Genomic DNA, 20,400 nt, shown 5'->3' with positions numbered 1-20,400 from the left:
CGTCAGGCCAAACGGTCATCTTACCGGCGCGGCACGTCGTCTTCGGGATCAAAATGCAGGTCCAGGGCCGGGTCTACGCCCTGACCGTCCCGCGTCGCGTGTCCCACCGAGGGCTGGTCCGGGGGGTCAAAGCTCAACCGCAGCAAGGGGTCTTCCGCAGGGGACGGACGGGCGCTGAGCTCCACGGCGTGGGCTGGAGAGGCCTGTTCCCCACGCGCGGCGCACAGGGCGTCCAGGCGGGATTCCAGGGCGCGCAGCAGCACACGCAGCTGGGCGTGCTCATCCCGCAAAGACTGACACAGCTTTTCCTGGCTGCGCAGCATATAAAAAAGTACGGCCAGGGTGCCGAAAAAACAAAGAAAAATAAATAACATAAACGAAAACACGGCGGGCCTCCCAAACTGCGGGCCGGGCGGGCCCGGCCTGTTGTTATAGCCGTTCGCCCACGCGGGGGCAAGGAGGTTTTATGGCTGCCAGACACGTTACGCCGCACCTGGTCATGGCTGACGCCCAGGGCAATATTTATGACGATCCCCAGCTGTTGCTGGTCTGTCGCCGGGGCGCGGAATGGGGGCTGCCGCGGCCGGACGAACTTATCCCCCTGCCGGACGAAAGCGAATTTTTTTTGCTGCCCGGCCGCCGCGCCGTGGGCCTGGACCCGGAGACGGGCCTTATCCGCGAGCCCGAAGGCGAGGCCCCCTTGGCTGTGGCCGCCTTTGCCGCGCCGGGGCACACGTTGGCCGCCCACCCCGCCTACAAAACAGAGCCCGGCGCGCCCCTGCTGCCCCTCTTTGCTTACGGCGCTGTGGGTTTTGCCCACGGGCGTTTCTATATCTGCGCCCGCCGCGTAGACGACGACCCCCGTCAGGTTTTTGCCCACATCCCGCGCAAGCGCATCGAGCAGGGCGCGCGCCAACTGCTGCGCGACTATCCGCAGAACCGTCTTATCCGCCACATTCTGGATAACTGCGTGGCCCGCTACGACTGCCCCGCCGCGCGCAACTTCGCCTTGGGCCGCTACGAGGCCCCCTTGCCCACCTCCCGGACCTGCAACGCCCGTTGCGTGGGCTGCATCTCGGCTCAGGAGGCGGATTCTCCCGTTGCGACGACACCCCAGTGCCGGCTGGAGTTCACCCCCACCCCCGAAGAAGTGGCTCAGGTCATGACCGTGCACGCCGCGCGTGAAACCCGTACGCCCATCTATTCCTTTGGCCAGGGTTGTGAGGGCGACCCCCTCATGAATCCCGATCTGCTGGAAGAAAGCGTCCGCCTTTTCCGCTCTCAGGGCGGCGAGGGCACCGTCAACTGCAATACCAACGCCTCCCGCCCCGAAGCCGTGGCCCGCCTGGCCACGGTCGGGCTCACCAGCCTGCGCGTCAGCCTCAACAGCGCCCGGCCCGACCATTACGCCCGCTACTACCGCCCCACCAACTACAGTCTGGAGGACGTACGCCAGGCCATCCGCACAGGCCGCAGCCTGGGGCTCTGGGTCTCCCTCAACCTGCTCTATTTCCCCGGCATCACCGACACAGAAGCCGAACTGGAAGCTCTGGCCCGTCTGGTGGGCGAAGACGGCGTAAGCATGATTCAATGGCGCAATCTGAATATCGACCCGGAATGGCACTTTCGGCAGATGCACGCCGCTACTGCTGCCCTTGCCCCGGACCCGACGCAGCCCCCTGCGGACGTGCCTGCGGAGGGCCTTGACCCGGAACCCGGCATGGGTCTGACCCGCTTTATGAAACGGCTTAAAAAAGTCTGTCCCTGGCTGCGCTACGGCTACTTCAACCCCTACCTGGGCACGCAGGCCGAGGTTTCCGCGCCCCTGCCGGGCCAATGGGAATTCCCCACGCCGGAAATCGACGCAACGGAAGAGTAGGAAAGGGGGGCAGTTGTGGGGAAAGGGGAACTTTTGTTCTCAGAAGTTCCCTTCCCCCACAAAAAACTTCTACCCCTTTTTCTGCAGGCCCAGGCGGCGGACCACGGCCGCAGCGCCTTTGCGGGTAAAGTCTTCGAGGCTGCAGTCCTGGCGTTCGGCTTCGGGCAGGAGGAGCTCCGGGCGGTTGGCCAGGCTCTTGTCCGGGGTAACGCCGTAGGCCGGGGGAAAGCTGTCTGAAAAATACATGTCCTGGAAGCCGGAGAATTTGAGCGCGTGGGCTGTGGCGTCCAGCAGGGCGTGTTCGTTGTCGTTCATAAGACCCAGCTCGCGGGCGTTGCGCAGGCCGGCCAGGCATTCGCCGCCCTGGGTGCAGGCAATGTGCCCGTGGCGGTTGGCCAGGAGCATGGCGTCCATGATCTGCTGCTCGGTGACGCGCACCACCTGAAAGGCGCGTGGGCCGCCTTTTTCCACAAAACGTTCGGCCAGACGGCGCACGCGGGGGAAGGACACGGGGTTGCCGATCATGGCGGCCTGGGCCACGCTGGGCTGCACCGTAACGGGCTGCCAGTGCCGCGAGGCGGCGGGAGCGTCATAGTAGCGCCAGACCGGATCGGCGTGTTCGGACTGCACGCCGAAGACGCGCGGCAGGGCCGTGATGATGCCGAGATCCAGCAGCTTGAGGAAGCCGGACATAATGGCCGTAATATTGCCCGCGTTGCCGATGGGCACAAAGAGGCAGAGGTCGGCCACATTCCAGCCGTACCACTGGGCGGTTTCGTAGGCGTAGGATTCCTGCCCCAGGATGCGCCAGCTGTTTTTGGAATTGAGCAGGGCCACGCGGTAATTTTCGGCCAGCAGCTCCACCACCTTCATGCAGTCGTCAAACACGCCGGGCAGTTCCAGCACGGTGGCCCCGCTGCCCAGCGGCTGGGAAAGCTGCTGGGGCGTCACCTTGCCGTGGGGCAGCAGCACCACGGATTTGAGGGGCGCGCCCACATAGGCGGCGTACAGGGCGGCAGCGGCGGAGGTATCGCCCGTGGAGGCGCAGACCGTGAGCACTTCGTCCCAGTTATGGCGGCGGCAGAGCCATTTGAGATAGCTGAAGGCGCAGGCCATGCCGCGGTCCTTAAAGGACGCGCTGGGGTTCTGGCCGTCGTTCTTGTAGGCAAAGGGCTGGCCCACGAGGGCGCGCAGGGCCGGAGCGGCCTCCACGATGGGGGTAAGGCCTTCGCCCAGGTAGACGATGTCGTCTTCTTCCAGCAGGGGAGCCAGCAGCTCATAGTAGCGAAAAATGCCGCGCAGGGCAGTGGTGCGGCTGACGGCGCGGCTGTCGAAAAGCGTGCGCCATTCCTGCCCGCTGCGGGCTTTGAGCTGGTCAAAGTCAAGGTTTTCCAGCAGGAAGACGCCGCCGCACTGGGGGCAGGTGTAGAGCAGGCTGTCGCCGGGGTAACGGGCCCCGCAGTCCAGGCAGACATATTCCATACGGCCCCTGTAGGCCGGAAAATCCGCGGTCATGGTCCAACTCCTTTTACTGCAGCGTGCTGCAACTTATTTTTTGCCCTTGCGCCAGGTTTTTTCCGTGCCGGCGCGCAGGCGGGCGATATTTTCGCGGTGCTTCCAGACCACCAGGGCCCAGACGCAGAGAGCCAAGGGCAGCCAGGCCCATTGGCCGGTCAGGCAGAGACCCAGGGGCAGGGCCGTGACCAGGGCGAGCGAACCCAGGGAAACGTAGCCGCTTCGCCAGATAATCAGCACACACAGCAGGCTGGCGGCCAGCAGGGGCCAGAAGGCCAGGGGCAGGAACACGCCTATGCTGGTGGCCACGGCCTTGCCGCCCCTGAACCGCATGAAGCAGGAAAAAACGTGCCCCAGCACACAGGCCAGGGCCACGGCGCTCACAAACAGGGGCGCGGGGTTGACGCGCAGGGCCAGCCACACGGGCAGCGCGCCCTTGAGCACGTCGCAGGCCAGGGTGGCCACGCCCCAGCCAAAGCCGCAGAGCCGGGCCACATTGGTGGCCCCGGTGTTGCGGCTGCCGTCCAGGCGCGGGTCCACCCCGCAAAAGGTTTTGGCGATGACCAGGCCCCAGGGCACGGAGCCAAGGGCATAGGCCAGGGCGATGCACAGCGCTTCCAGCATGGGGATTCTCCGCGCAGAGGTAAAAACGGGCTCACTCCGCCGTCATGGCTTCGAGGATCTGCATCTCGTTGTACAGGGGCTGCACCTTGCCCAGGCGCAGGCGCACGGCCATGCCGGGGCAGGCCCGTTCGTCAAAAAGCCGCCGTTTGCCGCGCACAAACATGCCCTGCTCCGGCAGGCTTACGCTGACCATGACGTCGTTTTCTTCCGTAATGACGCCGGGCCACCAGATTTTGTCGCCCTGCTGGCGGAAGTAGAGCAGCTTCCAGTAGCGCGGGCGGAAGCGCTGCACCTGGCCTACGGCGTCCAGCACGGGGTGCAGGGTCTGCAGCAGGGCGGCGAGGGCCTCCGTATCCCAGCGGGGACCGCCGGTGCGCAGAAAATGCACCAGTTGGGCTTCGTTGACAAGGTCGGGATAGCGCCTGAGGGGCGAGGTCATGGGCGTGTAGCGGGGCAGGCCCAGGGCCGCGTGGGGCCGGGGCTGCACCTCCAGGGCCGAGGGCGTGAGCGCCCGCATGACGCGGGTCATGTCTGCCGGGGCGGTCCACACGCCGGCGTATTCTTTGGGCAGGGCCACGTCCTGGGTGCGATGGAGCAGGGGCAGGCCTGCTTTTTGTGCCAGTTCGGCCACGGCGGCGCTGGCCAGGATCATCATTTCCGCCACCAGCAGCTGGGCGTCCGGAGCGTGGTAGTCCAGGGCCACCTCCACCTGCGGGTCTGTGGCTGGGCCGTGCAGATGGATGACCGGTTCCGGCCGGTCCATGATCACTGCGCCGGCGGCGATGCGCGCGGCCTGCCGCCGGCGGGCCAGGTCCAGGCCCAGAGCGAGCTGGTCGGCAAAGGGCGCGGCGGCGTTGTCCGGCAGGGGCGTTTGCGCTGCCTGCGCGTCCAGCACAGCCTGGCAGTCCTCGTAGTGCAGGTTGGCGGCCAGGCGCGCGCGGGCCGTAAAAATTTCGCAAGGACCGTAACTGCCGTTCGCGTCCACGCGCACCCGCACGCAGAAGGCCGGGCGATCCTCTCCGGCCTGCAGGGAATAGGCCCCGGTGCCCAGGCACTGGGGCAGCATGTGGCAGTCGCCTTCGGGCAGGTAAATGCTGCTGCCCCGGTGGAGCACAAGACGGTCCAGGGGCCCGCCGAACTCCCAGCACAGGGCCGGGCAGGCCAGGGCCAGGGTCAGTTCCAGGCCATCGTCCGTGGCGCGTACATAAAAAGCGTCGTCCACGTCCCTGGTGCTGGCGCTGTCAATGCTCATGAAGGGCAAGGGGCAGTGGGGCAGCGCGGCGGCTTCGGGGCCTGTGGCGGCCAGGCCCAGGGCCTGCACCTCATTAGTCAGGGGTTCCCACCAGGTGTCGCCCGGCGCGTAGTCCGCCCTGTCCAGCCAGAAGTTGTAGTGCGGCGGCAGCTTGCCCCAGGCCATGAGCAACTGCAGGGGCAGGTGGGGCACATCGGGCAGGCCTTTGCTCAGGCCGCGCCAAAGGGCTTCGTGCTCCTGCGTTTCCGGGTCGGCCATGCGGGCGCGCAGCGTTTCTTCCAGGCGGCGGGCCACATGGGGATCAGGCCAGTCTTCGCTGCCCGGCCCCGTGGCGGGGGGCAGAACACGTTTTTTGCAGGCCACATCCCAGAGCAGACGAAAAAAAGCGGCCCCGCCGGCCATGAGGGCCTCGCGCTCCTGCCGGGCTGTTTCTTCGGCGGCGCGCTTCTCGGCCATTTCTGCGGAAAAGACCTGAAACTCCGGCGGTTGAAAGCGAAAATGGCTTTTGCAGGCCAGCAGCGCCCGGCCCCAGGCGGCCACGGCGTCCACATCGGGGGCGCTCGCAAAAAGCTCGGCAAACCAGGGGGCCGGGGCGCTTTCCACCTCGCCTTGGGCCAGTTCCCAGGCGTCCATGAGGGGCACGGCGGCCGCGGCGGCCTCGCGGGCCTCCCGGTGGGTTTCCAGCAGGCGTACGGCTTCCTCGCGACTCAGGCCCGCCGCCTGCTGCGGCCCCAGCCAGGGCAGCAAGCGGGAGGCGTTGAGGCGGGTTTCCCGCCGGTTGGGCAGGAGCAGACGCAAGCGGCCGCCCGCTTCTTCGGTGACCATGGCGATCTGGACGGCATTGCCCTCCATATATTCCACAACGCACCCCGGCGCGGGGTAGCGCACACATTCACTCATGCCCGCTCCTCAAAGGTAATGGCGCGCCACTCCGGCGTCCGGTCGCGCGCCTGCAGTATGGAACCCCGCGCGGGCGGACGCTCCGTCTGCGCTGCGGTCCGACGCGGCCCGGCGCGGCTTCAGCCCCCGACTTTCCTTCATTTTTCTCTGCCTGGCAAGTGCCCCGTGCCGCAGGCGCGCGGCAGTGCTGGACGCGCGGGGCTGAAGCCGCTATAAAAAGCCTGCCACAACAACCAGAAAGCCGCGCACGCAGAGCGCATACGGGACGGCCATGAGCAGCATTATCCACCGGAGCGGGAGCGATCGCACCCTGACCCTGCAGGATCCGGAAAAGCCCCAGCTCTATCGCGAACTTTTCCCTTACACCAGTGTCTGCCGCACCTCGTTTGACGAAGTGCTGCTGGCCCCCAGGCCGGCGGAGCAGATGCGCATCACCGACACGACCTTCCGTGACGGCCAGCAGGCCCGTCCCCCCTACACGGTCAAACAGGTCGCCAAAATGTTTGACTTTCTGCACCGTCTTGGCGGTAAAACCGGGCTCATCACGGCCTCGGAATTTTTTCTTTATTCCGCCAAGGACCGCAAGTGCATCGACGTCTGCCGCGCGCGGGGCTACCGCTTCCCGCGGGTGACGGCCTGGATCCGCGCTACCAAGGAGGACCTGCGCCTGGCCCGCGATATGGAATTTGACGAAACAGGCCTGCTCACCAGCGTGTCGGACTATCACATTTTTCTCAAACTGGGCAAAACCCGCCGCCAGGCCTTTGACATGTATGTGGATATGGCCGAGCAGGCTCTGGAATGGGGCATCATCCCCCGCTGCCATTTTGAGGACGTAACCAGAGCGGACATCTATGGTTTTTGTCTGCCCCTGGCCCAGAAGCTCATGGAGCTTTCGCAGCAGAGCGGCATGCCCGTGAAGATACGTCTCTGCGACACCATGGGCTACGGCGTGCCCTACCCCGGCGCGGGCCTGCCCCGCTCGGTGCAGCGCATTGTGCGCGCCTTTACGGACGAGGCCGGCGTGCCCGGCCAATGGCTGGAATGGCACGGCCACAACGACTTTCACAAGGTGCTGGTCAACGGCGTCACAGCCTGGCTCTACGGCTGCGGCGCGGTGAATTCCACGCTCTTCGGCTTTGGTGAGCGCACGGGCAACACGCCCCTGGAAGCCCTGTTGGTGGAGTACATCTCCCTCACGGGCGACGACGCCGCGGCAGATACCACCATCCTCAGTGAAGTTGTAGAATTTTTTGAAAAAGAGCTGCACTACCAGATCCCCCACAACTATCCCTTTGTGGGGCGCGACTTCAATGCCACCAGCGCGGGCGTGCACGTGGACGGCCTGGCCAAAAATGAGGAAATCTACAATATCTTCGACACCAGGCGCCTGCTGGGTCGGCCCGTGCCCATCATCATCACGGACAAGACCGGTCGTGCGGGTGTGGCCTACTGGATCAACGCCAATCTGCAGCTGCCCAAGGGCCAGCAGATTTCCAAAAAGCACCCGGCCGTAGGGCAGATCTACGACGCCATTATGGCCCTGTATGAAGAAACCGGCCGCACCACCAGTTTTTCGCACGAAGAAATGGAAGCCCTGGTGCAGCGCTTCATGCCGGAGCTGTTCGCTTCGGAATACGACCACATGAAGCAGTTGGCCGGGGAGCTTTCCGCCAACCTCATGGTGCGCCTGGCCCGCAGCAAGGATCTGCTGGACTTCGGCCCCAAGGCCGCGGCCCGCCTGCACCAGTTTGTGCAGGAATACCCCTTCATCCAGTACTGCTGCCTCACCGACGCCCAGGGCCGCCTGATGTGTTCGGCCGTCACCGACCCCGAATACAAGGAAACCTACGAAGCCCTGCCCGTGGGCTACGATTTTTCCCAGCGGGAATGGTTCAAGGTGCCCAGCAAGACCGGCGACCTGCACATCATGGATGTCTACCAGTCGCACTTCACAGGCAAGCTCATCATCACGGTTTCCTGCGCCGTGACCGACGAACGGGACAGCATCCTGGGCGTCATCAGCGTGGATATCCAGCTGGAGCAGCTGCTCAAGCGGGCCCGCGCCCTGCAGCAGGAAGTGGAATCGGACGACACGGACGATGCGGACGACAACGGCTCCGCAGCTTAACCCGCGCGTACCCCCGCCGCACACAACCAAGGATCGCTACCACCATGCGCACCACTGTTTACTGGATTGAAGGCGACGGCATCGGCCCGGAAATCTGGCGGGCCGCCCGCCCGGTCATTGACGCGGCGCTGGCTGCCGCAGCCCCGGACCACACCCTGAACTGGGTGGAACTGTCGGCCGGCGAGAAAGCCGTCAAAGCCACGGGCAGCCCCCTGCCCGAAGAAACCCTGCAGACCCTGCGCACCGCCGCCGTGGCCATGAAGGGCCCCTTGGGCACCCCCGTGGGCACGGGCATCCGCAGCCTCAACGTGGCCCTGCGCCAGGGCCTGGATCTCTATGCCTGCATCCGCCCCGTGACGCACCTGGCCGGGCTGGAAACCCCGGTCAAACATCCTGAGCGCGTCAACATGGTCATCTTCCGCGAGAATACGGAAGACGTCTACGCGGGGGTGGAATTTGCCGCCCGCACGCCTGAGGCCCGCAGGCTCATCACCTTTATGCGCGAAGAGCTGGGCGTGAACAAAGTGCCCGAAACCGCGGCCGTGGGCATCAAACCCATGACCGAAGAGGGCTCCAAACGCCTGGTGCGCCGCGCTCTGCGTTTTGCTCTGGAGCGCGGTTTGCCCAGCCTTACTCTGGTGCACAAAGGCAATATCATGAAGTTTACTGAAGGGGCCTTCCGCCAGTGGGGCTACGATGTGGCCGCCCAGGAATTCGGCGACCGCACCTGCACGGAAAAGGAACCCCTGCCCGGACGCCTGGTGGTCAAGGACCGCATTGCCGACGCCATGTTTCAGGAAGCGCTGCTCCGCCCCGAACAGTACCACGTGTTGGCCACCCCCAACCTCAACGGCGACTATCTTTCGGACGCCCTGGCCGCCCAGGTGGGCGGGCTGGGCCTGGCCCCCGGCGTGAACATGTCCGACACCCTGGCCTTCTTTGAAGCCACCCACGGCACGGCGCCCACCATCGCCGGGCAGGACAAGGCCAACCCCGGCAGCATTTTGCTCTGCGGCGCGCTCATGCTGGAGCACATCGGCGTGCCCGCCGCGGCTGAGCGCATCCGCACGGCCGTGGGCAAGGCCATTGCCGCCAAAGCCGTGACCCCGGATCTGGCCGACCAAGTGCCCGGCGCGCGCGTGGTGGGCTGCCGGGAGTTTGGCGAGATCGTCGGCGGTCTCCTGTAGCCGCACGCTTTTGCCGGAGCGCGGGCCGGTCTGGGTTCGCGCTCCGTATGGGGCTGCCATGATACCCCTGGAAACCCTGCTGTTGTTCGTGCCCTTGGCCGCCCTGTTGGTGGTGCTGCCTGGCCCGGACTTTGCCCTCATTGCCAAAATATCCCTTTGTGACGGCCGCCCCCAGGGGCAGGCCGCCGCCTGCGGCGTGGCCGTGGGCATCTGCCTGCACACCACGGCGGCCATGCTGGGCATTTCTGCCCTTATTGCCCAATCCGTCCTTTGGTTCGGCATTCTCAAGTATGTGGGCGCGGCCTACCTCATCTGGATAGGCCTCCAGGCCCTGCGCTGCGGCCCTGCCACGCGCGCGGCCGTGGTCCGCGTCGCGCCGCAGACGGACGCCGCAGCCCCGGCCCCGCGCCTTTCGGCCCGGCAACGACTGCACTTTTTTCGTCAGGGTTTTTTGACCAACGCCCTCAACCCCAAGGCTGTACTCATCTTTCTGACCTTTCTCCCCCAGTTTATGGATCCGCACGCCTCCCTGGCCCCGCAGTTTTTGTTGCTGGGCGGCATTTTGTCCGGCCTGTGTCTGCTTTGGTATGTGCCCCTGGCCTACATGCTGGGCCGCGTCCGGCGCGTGTTTGAGAACAGCCGTTTTCAGCTTTGGCTGCAACGCTGTACCGGCTTTGTTTTTATCGCCTTCGGCTGCAAACTGGCCGCGGCGCAGTCCCGCTAACCCGCGTCGCGCCAGCGACCGCCAAACGCTAAAAGGTCTTTTCCATGATTGAGCTTGTGAGCAACCCCGTGGTCATTGACGGCGCAGCCCTGCAAAGCGCCGAAGAAGCCCGCGCCAAAGGCGTGGATCTTGACGCCGCCCGGCAGAACACCCTGGCCGCGCGCATTCTGGCCGCGCATAACACGGCCCCGCAAGGCGAAAACGTGCTGCGCATCCGCTTCGACGCTCTGGCCTCCCACGACATCACCTATGTGGGCATTATCCAGACCGCACGGGCCAGCGGCCTTAAGGAATTTCCCCTGCCTTACGCCCTCACCAACTGCCACAACAGCCTCTGTGCCGTGGGCGGCACCATCAACGAAGATGACCACCTCTTCGGCCTGGCGGCCGCGCGCAAGTACGGCGGCATCTTTGTGCCCCCCAATCTGGCGGTCATCCACCAGTATGTGCGCGAAATGATGACTCAATGCGGTGGCATGATTCTCGGTTCGGACAGCCACACCCGCTACGGCGCCCTGGGCGTCATGGGCGTGGGCGAAGGCGGGCCGGAGCTGGTCAAACAACTGCTGGGCAAGACCTACGACCTGCCCCGCCCTCAGGTGGTGGCCGTGTGGCTGGAAGGCGCGCCCCGCCCCGGCGTGGGCCCGCAGGACGTGGCCCTGGCCCTGGTGGAGGCCGTGTTCAAGTCCGGCTTTGTAAAAAACAAGGTGCTGGAATTCATGGGTCCCGGCGTGGCTGGCCTCTCGGTGGAATACCGTTGCGGCGTGGACGTCATGACCACGGAAACCACCTGTCTTTCCTCCATCTGGACCACAGACGACAAGGTGCGCGACTACATGCGTCTGCACGGCCGCGAAGCGGACTACGCCCCCCTGCAGCTGGAAGGCCCGGCCTGTTACGAGGCCTGCATCCGCGTGGACCTGAGCCGCGTGACGCCCATGATCGCCCTGCCCTTTCACCCCAGCAACGCCTGGCCCGTGGCCGAGGTGGTCAAACACCCCAAGGACATTTTCGCCGCAGTGGAGGCCGAAGCCGTGCGCCAGTTCGGCGACGTGGCCAAGGGGCTGAACCTCTGCGCCAAGATCCACGACAAAGGCGTGTGGGTGGACCAGGGCGTTATTGCGGGCTGCGCCGGCGGCAGCTTTGAAAATATCTCTCTGGCCGCCGCTGTGCTCAACGGCCAAAGTACGGGCAACGCGGCCTTCAGCCTCTCCGTCTACCCGGCCAGCGAACCGCAAAGTCTGGCCCTGGTCAACAACGGCTCCTACGCCAAACTCATGGCCGCCGGAGTGTTGCTCAAAAATGCCTTCTGCGGCCCCTGTTTCGGCGCGGGCGACACCCCGGCCCACGGCGCGCTTTCTATCCGTCACGCCACCCGCAACTTCCCCAACCGCGAAGGCTCCAAACCCGCCAACGGCCAGCTCTCCGCCGTGGCTCTCATGGACGCCCGCTCCATTGCCGCCACCGCCGCCAACGGCGGCCGCCTGACCCCGGCCACGGATCTGGACTGGTCCGCTCCGGAGCTGTCCCAGGTGGACCTGCACTACCGCTTTGAACCGCTTATCTACCACCGCCGCGTCTTCAACGGCTTTGGCCACGCCCAGCCCGAAACGCCCCTGGTTTTCGGCCCCAATATCGCGGACTGGCCCCGCATGAGCCCTCTGCCCCAACACTTGCTGCTCCAGGTGGCCAGCGTCATCACCGACCCCGTGACCACCACGGACGAACTTATCCCCTCTGGCGAGACCTCTTCCTTGCGCTCCAATCCGTCCAAACTGGCGGAATACACCCTCTCACGCAAGGATCCCGGCTATGTGGAAAGGGCCAAGGCCGTGCAGCAAATGGAAAAACGTCGTCAGGAACACCCCGATGACCCCCATCTGCTGGCCACGGCGCGCGCGCTCTTTGCCCTTTGCGGACAAGACCTGCTGCCCAGCGGCGCGGACCTCAAAAACGTGGGTCTGGGTTCCACCATTTTTGCCCTCAAGCCCGGCGACGGCTCAGCCCGCGAACAGGCCGCCTCCTGCCAGAAGGTACTGGGCGGCTGGGCCAATCTGGCTGCGGAATACGCCACCAAGCGCTACCGCTCCAACCTCATCAACTGGGGTATGCTGCCCTTTATCGTCAGCCCGGACCTGGCACAGACCCTGCGCGTGGGCGACTGGCTGGCCGTGCCCCATATCCGTGACGCCGTGCAAAACGCCAGCCCCGGCATTCTGGCCTATGTGCTGCGCCCCGACGCCCCCGACGGCGCCAAATGCGAACAGATCGCCCTGACCCTGCGCGAACTCACCGCCGACGAGCGTCAGATCATCCTCGACGGCTGCCTGATCAACTTCTATAATAACAGCAGGGGGAAATAGGGGTAGTTGTGTGTGGAGGGAAAACTTCCTTTTCTCAGGGGACGCGCAAGGCGTATCCTGCCAGAGAGGCAAACAGACCTGAGAAAGATTGCGCCGCGTTGACGACTGAAAAGTAAGTACGGGTTCTGCGGGCGCAGACGGGCAACGACCGAAAAAGCAGGAAACCACCCGATGGACGGGTGGTTTCCTGCTTTTTCGGTCAGGGTACGCCCTGTGCGGCGCGTATGGAGAGAAACGTTTTTTGAAGGGTGTGGGGGGGCTTTGGTCGGCTTCGCCCGTTATAACGAAGGCCGTTCCGAGCGAAGACAGCAACGCTCACAGTCCCCCTCTCCCCGCAAAAAGCATCCCTTACAAATTGGCGGCGTACCAGTCACCGGCCAGGCGCAGGCCCTGGCGCACGTCATACTGGGGGTCATAGCCCAGCAGGGTTTTGGCGCGGGTGATGTCGGCCAGGGAGTGGCGCACATCGCCGGCGCGGAAGTCGCGGTGCACCGGTTGGGCCGTGGCGGCCTGGGGTTTGTGGCGGGCCACTTCTTCGCGGATGAGGGCGAAGAGTTCGTTGAGGGTGGTGCGCTGGCCGAAGGCCACGTTGTAGATCTTGTTTCTGGCAGCCCCGCCGGCGCAGCTGGCCAGCAGGTTGGCCTGCACCACATTGTCAATGTAGCAGAAATCGCGGCTGGTTTCGCCGTCGCCGTTGACATAGACGGTTTCGCCTTTGAGGCAGCTGGCAAACCATTGAGGGATGACGGCGGCATAAGCGCCGTAGGGATCCTGGCGCTGGCCGAAGACGTTGAAGTAGCGCAGGCCCACGCTGGAAAAGCCGTAGCAGCGCTGGAAAACGTCGGCGTAGAGCTCGTCCACATATTTGGTGACGGCGTAGGGCGAGAGGGGATGGCCGATTTTGTCCTCGACCTTGGGCAGATCTGGAGAATCGCCATAGGTGGAGGAGGAGGCGGCGTAGACAAAACTTTCCACGCCTTCGTCGCGGGCGGCTACCAGCATGTGCAGAAAGCCCGTGATGTTGCAGCTGTTAGAAAGCAGCGGGTCGTCGATGGAGCGGGGCACGGAACCCAAGGCGGCCTCGTGCAGCACATGGTTGACGCCTTGGCAGACCTGGCGGCAGGTATCCAGATCACGGATGTCGCCTTCCACAAAGGTGAAGCGACTCCAGGCTTCCGGCCCCACCAGGTCGCGCACCATATCCAGATTTTTCTGGTAGCCGGTGAGAAAGTTGTCCAGACCCACCACGGTCTGGCCCATGCGCAGCAGGTGTTCCAGCAGGTTGGAGCCGATAAAGCCGGCCACGCCCGTGATCAGCCAGCGCGAGGGCTGCGCCGTCAGGTTAGCCTGTAGTTGGGAATACGCGCTCATAAAAATTGCGTCCTGTAGTTGCATGTTGGCGGGAGCGCAGGTGCGTGCTCCGGCAATGATATGCCGCGCGCCTTGTGGCGCAGGGCAACGCTCCTTGGCGTCGTCCCGCTTGTACTCCGGCCGCCCGGCCCTGTAAAGCGACGCGGGCGGCCGGCGGCCTACAGACTTGTGGCCGGTAGCGCCGGGGCCGGATCGGGGGCCGGATTTTCCGAGGGCGACGGCGGGGCTGCGGGAGCCGGATCCGCCGGGATCGCCGGGGTCTGCGGCATGGGCGTTTCCGGCGATTTGATTGCAGGGGGCGCTGTCGCTTCGGGCGCGACGCCGGAGGCGGCCCCTGCGGGAGCGGAGGGGGCAGACATTTCGGGCGCGGCTGTTTCCGGCGCGGGCGTCGGCGTGGAGGCTTCTGGTGCGGCAGGGGCCGAAGGCGCGGACGTCTCCGGTGCAGCCGTTCCCGGCGTCGTGGCTCCCGGCGCGGCAGGGACCGGCAGGGCCGGGGGCGGCGCGGTCAGGGCGTCCAGGGTTTTGAGTTCGGCCTGGGGCAGGGCGTCCAGCCGGGGGCCCAGCAGCAAAGCTGCGCCCAGCGTCAGGACCACGGCCAGGCAGGCCCCCAGCAACAGGGTGTTGCCCATGCCCGCGCGAACGGGCCGGGCCAGCAGCACAGCCGCCAGCAGGCAGAGGCCGCCAAGAATGGGCAGGGCCGTAAGCCCGGTAAGGGCGGCGGCCAGTTCCGGCGCAAGCGTGAAGGGCAGCAGGCCGGCCAGCCAGTTGAGGCTGAAGCTGAAGCTCAGGGCCGCCAGGGTCAGACCGGCCAGCAGCAGCAGCACGGCCGCCAGCCAGCGGAAGATCTGCCCGCCCGTGGACGAGAGGCGCAGCATGGCCTTGCCCAGCAAGGGCGCGGCCAGGCAGGCCAGGCAAAAGGCGGCCGCCGCCGGGTGGGGCATCGCCAGACCCAGCAGGGCTGCCAGGAGGCAGGCTATCCAGAGGAAGGCCACACCCGCCCGCTCCCGCCGGGAGGCCGCCGCGTCCCGTGCGGCCGTGCGCAGCACGCGCGTCCAGGAAACGCAGAGCAGCACGCCCAGCCAGGGCAGCAGGCCCAGACCGGCCAGCAGCCAGGGCAGCCACCAGCGGGCGGGGTCAGGCCGCAGCCACAACTGCCCGCCCAGGCCGGAGAGGTAGCCTTCGGGCTGGCCGCCCAGCATAAGCGCCCCCAGCCAGAGGGTCAGGGTCAGCAGCAGCAGGGCAAAGCCCACAACCCCGTCCAGCCTGCGGGCGCGGGCAAAACCGCCGCTGCGCCAGGGCAGAAAAGCGAAGCTGGTCAGCAGGGGCAGCAGGACGTGGAAGAGCCCGCCTGTAAGCCCGGCCAGCGCTGCCAGCACAAAGCCCAGGGGCAGGCGCAGCCAGGCCTGAGGGCGTTGCCAGCCGCCGCAGAGGCAGGCCAGAGAAAAGAGGGTCAGGGCGGCGGCCAGACTTTCCGGCCCCACAAAATAGGCGGCGGGTACAAAGATGGGCGCGGCCAGCAGCAGCAGGCAGCTGGCCAGGGCTTCCCGCCGGTCCAGACCCGCCGCGCGGGCCAGAACCCACACGGCCAGGAGGGGCAGCAGTGCGCCCAGCAGCGCCGCCACGGGGAAGAACACGGCCAGCCACTGCGGCGCGGCGCTTTCCATCAGGGCGTGCAGCCCACCCAGATACCAGAAATAGCCCGGCCAGAGACCCGACCCCGCCCCGGCGGCCAGCCAGAGATTCTGTTGCAGCCCGCCTTGAAAGGCAAGAATGGCGGCGGTTTCGCGCGAACAGTACAGGCCGTTGCCCAGCAGGGCGGGCCAGGCCAGGGCCAGCAGCAACAGCAACGGCGCAAGGGGCCCCAGCCGGCTCAGAGCATTGAACAACCCGTCCGCAGGCGCGGCGGCTGAACCGTCAGCCGTGGATTTGGCCTGGCCCTGGGCTGGCCCCTGTTTCTCGGCGGCATTGCCGGAGGGCGGCGTAAGCGTCAGGGGTGCGTCCTGGCCTGCCGCGGCCTCTGTTGCGGCGTCCGCGTCCGCAGGTTCTGCCGTCGGCGCAGCACCGGCCGTTCCGGCCGCAGCAGCTGTGGAAGCGCCGTGTGCGGGCGCGGATACGTCGGGCGCAGGTGCAGCCGGACCGGCAAGGGGTATTGCGGCGCTGTCTGTAGCGGCTCCGTCCCCCTTGGGCGGGTCTGCTTCAGGCGCGTCCTTTTCGGATGCGGCAGGCGCGGAAACGCCCGGCGTTGCTGCGGTGGGTCTTGCAGCGTCGCCCGGCGCAGTGCTTTTGAAGGCTGCCCAGGCGTCGCCGGAATCCGTGGTGGAAGTGAGCGGCGCGGCCGCCGAGGGCGTGGCGGCTGTTTCGCCGTTGATCGTCGGCGCTCCGGCGGCCGCCTGTGCGGGCGTCCCGGCGTCGGGAGCGTCGCCCGCCGCCGCGCGGACAGGAGATTCAGGGGCGCTGTTCTGGGTCATGGCGTGGCTCCTTGCGTCTTGTACGTTACGCCCACCAGGATATGCCGGGCTTCGCGGGCGTCAAGATCCACCTCCAGGGCGCGTCCCTGCCGGACGACGGACCGGCCGTCCAGGTCCTGGGCTGTGCCGGAAGCGGCGGCGGGCAGCGTGCAGACAAAGCGCTGTCCGTGATCGGAAAAATTGGCGGTCAAAAGCCAGTAACCCCCGCTGGGCAGGGCGCTCAGCACGGCCAGGCAGCCGGGCGGGCCGCTTATGACGGCCAGCGCCTTACCGGCGGCCAAACCTGCCGCCCGACGCGCCGTAAGCAGGCGAGCCGCCTGCCGGGCAAAGCTGCCTGCTTCGGCCCATTGATGGGGCAGCGGGCCGAAAGCCAGGGGCAGGCCGGGCCTCACGGTCGCGCGCTCTTCCCACAAAGGCGCGGTCCGGGCCGCGTCACCCGTCAGAGCTCGGCTGCCGGGAAAAACCAGCGCGCCCGTCAGATCCTGCGGGCTCACAAAGGTCAGACCGGGCAGCCCTGCCCGCCAGGAAAGCAGCAGCAGCGCGGCGCGGGCCAGAGCGGCGTCCGCCTGGCCCGTGGCGCTGCCATCCTTGCCGGAAACCGCTGCCTCAGAACGGGCCGGAACAGTCCGGGCTGTAGCGGAATGACCAGCACCGGAAAGCGGCACTTGCTTCTGCGCCGCCGCGTCGGCCGACGGCGGTCGGCCCAATGCCCGCGTTGCCAGACCAGCCAGGCTGGCGTCCAGATACGGGGCCTCCGCCGCTGCGCCGACCTTTTGCCGCGCCAGCCGCTTCCAGGCCGTGAATTGGGGGCTGTCGGGCAGGGCACGCAGGTCCACCCGCAGGGCCTCGTGCAGGCCGCGGGCCTGGCGGCTGCAGTCCACCCCGGCATGCAGCGCCTCGCGCAGCAGGGCGGCCAGGGGAGCGGCGTCGCCAGTGAGCAGGGCGCAGGCCGCGCCCGCCGTAGTGGCGGCGTCGCGGGTCACGTCCACAGCCGTGCCCTGCAGACGGGACGTCAGGGCGGCTGGCAGCGCGTCGTCCAGCATGGCCCAGCCGCCGTAGCGGTGGATTTCTCGCGAGAGCGCGTCCAGGGCCTCCGGGCCGGGACTCAGGGCCGGAGAGCCAGATGTCGGGGCTTCCGCCGGGGCCATGCCCGCTGCGGCGGACGTGCCCTGCGGCGCCGGAGCGTCAGGGGCTGCATTCTTTTCCACAGGGCCCACGTCCAGCCCCATGAGGGCCTCCAGCCGCAGGCCTGCCAGGGCCTGACCCTGCAGGCCCGTATGCCGGATGACGGCGGCGGAAAAGACGCGCCTGGCCTGGCCTGAAGGATCCTGCCAGAGCAACACCGGCCGCAGGACATGGCCGTGGTAACGGTAGGCCCAGCGCCGGGGCTGGCCATCCGCGCCGCGCACCTCGCCGGTGACGGCCCAGCCGCCGGGCGTGGTCCAGCCCAGTCCGTCCCTGCCCAAAACGTCGGGCAGCACGCCGCGCTGCTGCAGGGTCTGTACGGCCTGCGGCCGCAAGGGCAGGCAATCCCATTCGCCGCCCGTGACGGGCAAAACGTCCCAATCCTTGCGCGGTACGGCGATCATGGCATAGAGCCCGTCAAAACGCGAAGCGTGCCGCGCCTGAAGGATGAAATCCGGTCCCAGGCCTGTAGCCGCCGGGGGCAACTCGCCGCCCAGCTGCACATGCAGGGCATCCAGCTGCCCGGCAAGCCGGGCAAAATCTTCGTCCGCACCCAGGACAGGGTCAAACTGCAGGCTGGTGGTGTTTTCGCCCGGCAGGGCGTAACGGTCCGGCGCAATGGGCGCGCCATCGGTCCAGATGTCGCCCCGTTCGCCGCTGGGGGCAAGAAAAAGTCCGTCCAGCCCGGCCTGGACCATGAAACGGGGTACGTCCTGCAGGGCCAGGGCCCGCAGCAGGGGTTGCCCGGCGTACAGAGTAAAGGGGTTCACGTCCAGCCAGTTGGGCGCGGCCGTGAGCAGCAAGGGCAGCCGACGGGCCGTGGCGCTGTTGCGCCAGACCCGGTCCGTGCCGGAAACCTGGCCCGTCAGCGCCGGTACGGACCCCAAAAAAGACTGCCGTTCCAGCCACTGCAGGTAGCCTGGGTCCACGCGCGGCAAGCCGCTTTGGGCCACGGGCGCAGTGCCCCTGCCTGCGGCCGGACGGTGCGGCGCGCAGGCCGTAAGCCCCCAAAGGAGCGGCAGCAACAGCAGAAGGGACAGCGTCCGCACGGCCAGATACGCAGGCGGCCGACGACGGGCGGGCCCGTGGGCCGCAACCGTTGGCGCAAAAGCGCGGACGCCCGCCCGCAAGACTGCCGCAATCCGTTCGGCGGTGCATATTCTGACAATGGACCTGCGCCGACCCCTTGGTGGTAGTCCCCAGCTCAGGTTGCGGACCAGGTTGCAGCCCTGCCCGCACGCTGGGTAGGTCTGGACGGCAGCGCCTGCGGGGCGGAATACGCGGCGTGCGGTGCGCGCGGCCCTGTTCATCTCAGTTCTGGTCCGTTTCCGATTCAGGGGCCACTGCCCCCACTTCACGTAGGGGCTGCGGGGGCGTCCGGTCGGCCGATGCCGCGTCCGCCTGGGGCGCGGCCACTGCCTCCTGCGCCTTGGCCGCGTTCCACAATTCGTCCTTGTCGTCCAGGCTCAGGGCGGTAAAGTCCTGCCCCTTGGCCGCGGCCATGGCCTCCATGGCGGCAAAGCGGCGTAAAAAGCGCAGGGTGGCCAGGTCTAGCGCCTCGCTGGCCTTGATGCCCTTGCGTCGGCCCAGCTCTGTGATGCTGAAGAGCAGGTCGCCCAGTTCGTGCTTCTGCGCCTCTTGATCGCCGTTGGCAGAGGCGTCCAGCCATTCCAGCCATTCGGCTTCCACCTGCTGCTCCACCTCTTCGTCGTCCTGCCAGGTAAAGCCCACGCGCGCCGCTTTGGAATTGATGCGGTAGGCCTTGATCAGCGGCGGCAGGCTGGCGGGCAGGCTGGCAAAAAGCCCCTGCGGCTTTCCTTCGGCGTCCTGGTGCTCGGCGCGCTTGATCTGCTCCCAGGCGGCCAGCTGGGCATCGCGGCTGTCAAAGGTGACGTCGCCGAAAACGTGCGGGTGGCGGCGTACCATTTTGGCCCGGTTGGTGTTCAGGGCGTCGTCCAGGCTGAACTGGCCCTGGCGTTCGTATAACCGGGCCACGAACAGTAGCAGAAAGGCCACGTCGCCCAGCTCTTCGCGAATGTCCGCCACATTGCCGGAGCGGATGGCGCTGACCAGCTCGTGACTTTCTTCGATGATGTAATCGGCCAGGCTTTGGGGGGTCTGTTCCTTGTCCCAGGGGCAGCCGTCCGCGGCGGTAAGGCGGTCGATAACGGCTTGCAGCGCTTCAAGAGCGGTAGGTTCCATGAGCAATCCTTACGGCAGGGGTTAGAGGCCCAGGCGGGCCAGCAGGTCTGGCGGCAGCCAGCCGCGCACCTGGGCGATGAGCGCGTTGAAATACGGCAACGTCCGGGAATGTTGCATAAACGCCGCCTGGGCAAAAAATTTTTGCAACAGCAAAAGCGCCAGAGCGCAGAGCAGGGTGCCCTTGGCCAGGCCCACGGCCCCGCCCGCCAGCTTATCCGCCCAGGCCACAAAGGAAAAGGAAAGGATTTTTTGCAGGATGCGCGCCACCAGCGCCACGGCAATGAGCACGGCCAGAAAAATCAGCACGTAGGCCGCGATGCCCCGCCAGGAGGGATCGGCTATGGCCGTGAGGCGAGGGGCCAGCAGGGCGTGGTAGTGGTGCGCGGCCCAAAAACCGCCCAAAAGCGCCACCAGACCCGCCACTTCGGCCACAAAACCCTGAAAAAAACCCCGCCCGGCAAAGACCACCAGGGTGAGCACCACCAGAAGATCAAATACGTCCTGCCCCATGCCTTCGTTCTCCGTGGCCCGCGTTGGTCGGGCGCAGCCGGGACACGCCCCGGCGCGACGCCTTGCGCGGTGGCTTGGAGCATAGCAGA

Annotated in this window: 14 protein-coding genes; 5 read left to right on the top strand and 9 right to left on the bottom strand. The window is 66.6% G+C overall.

What is annotated here, in order from left to right:
- Nucleotides 1-20: 20 nt before the first annotated feature.
- Nucleotides 21-386: a hypothetical protein gene (locus J7I12_RS10070; RefSeq protein WP_303192844.1), complete on the bottom strand. Its 366-nt coding sequence runs from the start codon at nt 384-386 to the stop codon at nt 21-23.
- An 80-nt stretch (nt 387-466) separates the two neighbouring features.
- Here J7I12_RS10070 and J7I12_RS10065 point away from each other — a divergent pair, with 80 nt between their 5' ends.
- A complete protein-coding gene (locus J7I12_RS10065) occupies nt 467-1,879 on the top strand; it encodes a radical SAM family protein (RefSeq protein ID WP_302549033.1) in 1,413 nt (470 codons plus the stop codon).
- Nucleotides 1,880-1,948: 69 nt separating this feature from the next.
- On the opposite strand, the gene thrC is transcribed toward J7I12_RS10065, so the two are convergent.
- The 3 genes from thrC to J7I12_RS10050 are packed head-to-tail and all read right to left on the bottom strand — an operon-like array spanning nt 1,949 to nt 6,170.
- Nucleotides 1,949-3,394: a threonine synthase gene (gene thrC, locus J7I12_RS10060; protein ID WP_288907885.1), complete on the bottom strand. Its 1,446-nt coding sequence runs from the start codon at nt 3,392-3,394 to the stop codon at nt 1,949-1,951.
- 33 nt (nt 3,395-3,427) lie between these two features.
- Complete coding sequence (plsY, locus tag J7I12_RS10055; RefSeq protein WP_288907884.1) at nt 3,428-4,018, bottom strand: glycerol-3-phosphate 1-O-acyltransferase PlsY; 591 nt, start codon at nt 4,016-4,018, stop codon at nt 3,428-3,430.
- Nucleotides 4,019-4,049: 31 nt separating this feature from the next.
- Nucleotides 4,050-6,170, bottom strand: a complete 2,121-nt coding sequence (locus tag J7I12_RS10050; protein ID WP_288907883.1) for a ribonuclease catalytic domain-containing protein — start codon at nt 6,168-6,170, stop codon at nt 4,050-4,052.
- Nucleotides 6,171-6,441: 271 nt separating this feature from the next.
- Here J7I12_RS10050 and J7I12_RS10045 point away from each other — a divergent pair, with 271 nt between their 5' ends.
- The 4 genes from J7I12_RS10045 to J7I12_RS10030 are packed head-to-tail and all read left to right on the top strand — an operon-like array spanning nt 6,442 to nt 12,575.
- Entirely contained in the window at nt 6,442-8,301 is a 1,860-nt protein-coding gene (locus J7I12_RS10045) for a triose-phosphate isomerase (protein ID WP_130958014.1), read from the top strand.
- 44 nt (nt 8,302-8,345) lie between these two features.
- The gene (gene icd, locus J7I12_RS10040; protein ID WP_118229922.1) at nt 8,346-9,488 is read left to right on the top strand and encodes an NADP-dependent isocitrate dehydrogenase; all 1,143 of its coding nucleotides are present in this window, start codon (nt 8,346-8,348) and stop codon (nt 9,486-9,488) included.
- A 58-nt stretch (nt 9,489-9,546) separates the two neighbouring features.
- The gene (locus J7I12_RS10035; RefSeq protein ID WP_118229921.1) at nt 9,547-10,212 is read left to right on the top strand and encodes a LysE family translocator; all 666 of its coding nucleotides are present in this window, start codon (nt 9,547-9,549) and stop codon (nt 10,210-10,212) included.
- A 44-nt stretch (nt 10,213-10,256) separates the two neighbouring features.
- Nucleotides 10,257-12,575: a hydratase gene (locus J7I12_RS10030; protein ID WP_118229920.1), complete on the top strand. Its 2,319-nt coding sequence runs from the start codon at nt 10,257-10,259 to the stop codon at nt 12,573-12,575.
- Nucleotides 12,576-12,923: 348 nt separating this feature from the next.
- On the opposite strand, the gene J7I12_RS10025 is transcribed toward J7I12_RS10030, so the two are convergent.
- From J7I12_RS10025 to J7I12_RS10005, 5 genes are all read right to left on the bottom strand, one after another.
- Nucleotides 12,924-13,946, bottom strand: a complete 1,023-nt coding sequence (locus J7I12_RS10025; protein WP_288907880.1) for an NAD-dependent epimerase/dehydratase family protein — start codon at nt 13,944-13,946, stop codon at nt 12,924-12,926.
- A 158-nt stretch (nt 13,947-14,104) separates the two neighbouring features.
- Entirely contained in the window at nt 14,105-16,414 is a 2,310-nt protein-coding gene (locus J7I12_RS10020) for a hypothetical protein (protein ID WP_130958015.1), read from the bottom strand.
- Complete coding sequence (locus J7I12_RS10015; protein WP_130958016.1) at nt 16,411-18,648, bottom strand: hypothetical protein; 2,238 nt, start codon at nt 18,646-18,648, stop codon at nt 16,411-16,413. The genes J7I12_RS10020 and J7I12_RS10015 overlap by 4 nt, the downstream gene beginning before the upstream one ends.
- A gap of 262 nt (nt 18,649-18,910) precedes the next feature.
- Nucleotides 18,911-19,801, bottom strand: coding sequence for a nucleoside triphosphate pyrophosphohydrolase (gene mazG / locus J7I12_RS10010; RefSeq protein ID WP_118229916.1), 891 nt, complete (start codon nt 19,799-19,801; stop codon nt 18,911-18,913).
- Nucleotides 19,802-19,822: 21 nt separating this feature from the next.
- Nucleotides 19,823-20,311, bottom strand: a complete 489-nt coding sequence (locus tag J7I12_RS10005) for a CvpA family protein (RefSeq protein WP_118229915.1) — start codon at nt 20,309-20,311, stop codon at nt 19,823-19,825.
- Between the last annotated feature and the right edge of the window lie 89 nt (nt 20,312-20,400).

It is taken from the genome of Desulfovibrio diazotrophicus (assembly GCF_902498985.2).
In the GTDB taxonomy this organism is placed as follows: domain Bacteria; phylum Desulfobacterota; class Desulfovibrionia; order Desulfovibrionales; family Desulfovibrionaceae; genus Desulfovibrio; species Desulfovibrio legallii.
This window is presented reverse-complemented; position numbering and strand designations above follow the sequence as displayed.